Here is a 2,926-nt window from a genome sequence, read left to right as displayed (position 1 = left end):
GGGCGCACCCGGGTGGCAGGGCCATTGTCGCTCAGTCACGGTGGGCCCGGCCGCTGGTCAGGCCTCCGCGGCCGCGGCCTCGCGCTCCTGGCCGCGCTGTTCGGGGGCCGGGCCGGCCGGGCCGGCGGGGGCGGCCGAGCGGCGCGGCAGCAGGAACCAGGCGACGACGGCGCCGATCACCGAGACGCCCGCCGAGAGCGAGGCCACCACGTGCATGGCGTGGACGAAGGCGTCGTTCGCCGGGGCGATCAGCGCCTGGCCGCCGGGGATGCGGTCGGCGATGGCCAGGGTGGCCTCCAGCGACTCGCCGGCCTTGTCGCGCAGGCCCTCGGGCAGGTGGGTCAGGGTGTCGGCCATCCCGTCGCGGTAGACGGTGGAGAGCACCGCGCCGAGCACGGCGACCCCGAGCGAGCCGCCGACCTGGCGGAAGGTGTTGTTGACGGCCGAGCCGGCGCCGGCCTTCTCCCGGGGCAGCGAGGCCATGATCGCGACGGTGACCGGCGGCATGACGTGTGCCATGCCGGCGCCCATCACCAGGCCGAGCACGACCAGCACCCAGATCGGGGTGGTGGCGGTCAGCACGACGTAGCCGACGAAGCCGACCGCGACCAGCAGCATGCCGCAGGTCGCGGTGGCGGCGACGCCGAAGCGGTCGACCACCAGCCGGGCCCGCGGGGCGAACACCAGTTGGGCGGCGGCCAGCGGCAGCATCAGCACGCCGGCCTGGAGGGCGCTGTAGCCGCGCACGCTCTGGATGTAGAAGACACCGAAGAACGAGACGCCCATCAGCGCGAAGAAGATCACGCCGACGACCACCACGGACGCGCTGAACACCTTGTTGCGGAACCAGGTGACGTCCAGCGCGGGGAACGCGGTGCGGCGCTCGAACCAGACGAAGGCGACCAGCGCGACCACGCCGACCAGGGTCGGCGCCCAGGCCTCGACCGCGGTGAAGTCGGCCAGCTCGCCGCCCTTGATGATGCCGTAGATCAGCGCGACCAGGCCGACGATCGACAGCAGCACGCCGATCGGGTCCATCCGGCCCGGGCTGGGGTCCTTGGACTCGGGGACCAGGATCACCATCGCGATCACCGCGACGACCACGATCGGGACGTTGATCAGGAAGACCGAGCCCCACCAGAAGTGCTCGATCAGCAGGCCGCCGGTGATCGGGCCGATGGCGATGGCCAGGCCGACCGCGCCGGCCCAGATCCCGATCGCCTTGGGCTGCTCGGAGCGCTCGAAGACGTTCATGATGATCGCCAGCGTGGCGGGCATCGCGAGCGCGCCGCCGACACCCATCAGGGCGCGGTAGCCGATGAGTTCACCGGGCGAGGCGGCCAGCGCGGACAGCAGCGAGGCGATGCCGAAGACCACCATGCCGGCCAGCAGCGCGCGCTTGCGGCCGAACCGGTCGCCGAGCAGGCCGGAGGTGAACAGCAGCCCGGCGAAGACCAGGGTGTAGGAGTTGATCGACCATTCCAGGTCGCTCTGGGTGGCCCCGAGTCCGACCGGCGCGGGCGTCGCGATGGTCTTCATCGCGACGTTGAGGATCGAGTTGTCGAGCACGACGACGAGCAGGGCGAGCAGCAGGGTGCCGAGGATCGCCCAGCGCCGACGGTGGATGGCTTCCGGCACGCGGGGTGGCGCGGCTGCGGTGGTCATGGGTGTTTCCCGTCCGTGGTGGTGTGACACTGGCGGGCATTCCGAGCCGCATACGTCTCGTAACCCCCCGCACCAGAGTAACGGGCGATACGATACGAGACGAATCCGTTTCGTAAAGAGCAGGCAAATTCGGCGGCCGCCCGCGCACCCCGGCGGGGGGTGACCCGCGCGCCCGGTGTGTCCTGGATCGCACCGGGACGCCCGCACCCCTCTTTGCGCGGGCGCCGGGGCGTGCAAGCATGGAGGTGATCCGGGGACGCCGTACGGCGCCACGAGACGACAACCCTTCAGGAGTCCGTTCGATGAACGCTTCTACGCCTTCGCCTGCCCAGAACCAGGCGTCGACCGCCACCCTCTACGGCGGGGTCACCAACCGCCGTGTCACCGTCCGCGACCTCGCCGCCGCCAAGCAGCGCGGCGAGAAGTGGTCGATGCTCACCGCCTACGACGCCCTCACCGCGGGCGTGTTCGACGAGGCCGGCATCCCGGTGCTGCTGGTCGGCGACTCGGCGGGCAACTGCCACCTCGGCTACGAGACCACCGTCCCGGTGACCATGGATCAGATGGTGATGCTCTCCGCCGCCGTCGTCCGCGGCACCGAACGGGCCATGATCGTCGCCGACCTGCCGTTCGGCTCGTACCAGGAGTCCCCCGCGCAGGCCATGCACAACGCGGCCCGGCTGATGAAGGAGGCCGGGGTCGGCGCGGTCAAGCTGGAGGGCGGGGAGCGCAGCGCCCGCTCGATCGAGCTGCTGGTCGAGGCCGGCGTCCCGGTGATGGCCCACATCGGCCTCACCCCGCAGTCCGTGCACGCCCTCGGCGGCTACCCCGTCCAGGGCCGCGGCGACGAGGCGGCGCACCAGCTGCTGCGCGACGCCAAGGCCGTCCAGCAGGCGGGCGCCTTCGCCGTGGTGCTGGAGGCCGTCCCGGCCGAGCTGGCCGCCCAGGCCACCGAGCAGCTGGCGATCCCGACCGTCGGCATCGGCGGCGGACCGGACACCGACGCCCAGGTGCTGGTCTGGACCGACATGGCCGGCATGACGGCCGGCCGGGTGCCCAAGTTCGTCAAGCAGTACGCCGACCTGCGGACCGTCCTCGGCGACGCCGCCCGGGCGTACGCCGAGGACGTGCGCTCCGGCGCCTTCCCGGCGGCGGAGCACAGCTTCCGCTGACGCCCGCTCCTCGCGGCCCCGTTCCGGTTCGGAGCGGGGCCGCTGCCGTACCAGATCGGAAGAGCACCCCTCAGAACTCCCGTCACTCG

The 2,926-nt window shown here is 72.1% G+C and carries 2 protein-coding genes; one reads left to right on the top strand and one right to left on the bottom strand.

The window, feature by feature from the left end; all coding sequences use genetic code 11:
- Window positions 1-57: 57 nt before the first annotated feature.
- Window positions 58-1,665 (bottom strand): MFS transporter, encoded by a 1,608-nt coding sequence (locus ACIQOV_RS35360; protein WP_380540355.1) that lies wholly within the window; start codon window positions 1,663-1,665, stop codon window positions 58-60.
- Between the two features lie 302 nt (window positions 1,666-1,967).
- On the opposite strand from ACIQOV_RS35360, the gene panB reads away from it, so the two are divergent.
- Window positions 1,968-2,837: a 3-methyl-2-oxobutanoate hydroxymethyltransferase gene (gene panB / locus ACIQOV_RS35355; RefSeq protein WP_359896934.1), complete on the top strand. Its 870-nt coding sequence runs from the start codon at window positions 1,968-1,970 to the stop codon at window positions 2,835-2,837.
- Window positions 2,838-2,926: the final 89 nt, after the last annotated feature.

Source organism: Kitasatospora sp. NPDC091257 (genome assembly GCF_044757675.1).
In the GTDB taxonomy this organism is placed as follows: domain Bacteria; phylum Actinomycetota; class Actinomycetes; order Streptomycetales; family Streptomycetaceae; genus Kitasatospora; species Kitasatospora lactacystinica.
Note: the sequence above shows the minus strand (reverse complement) of the source record. Positions and strands in the feature narration are given on the sequence as shown.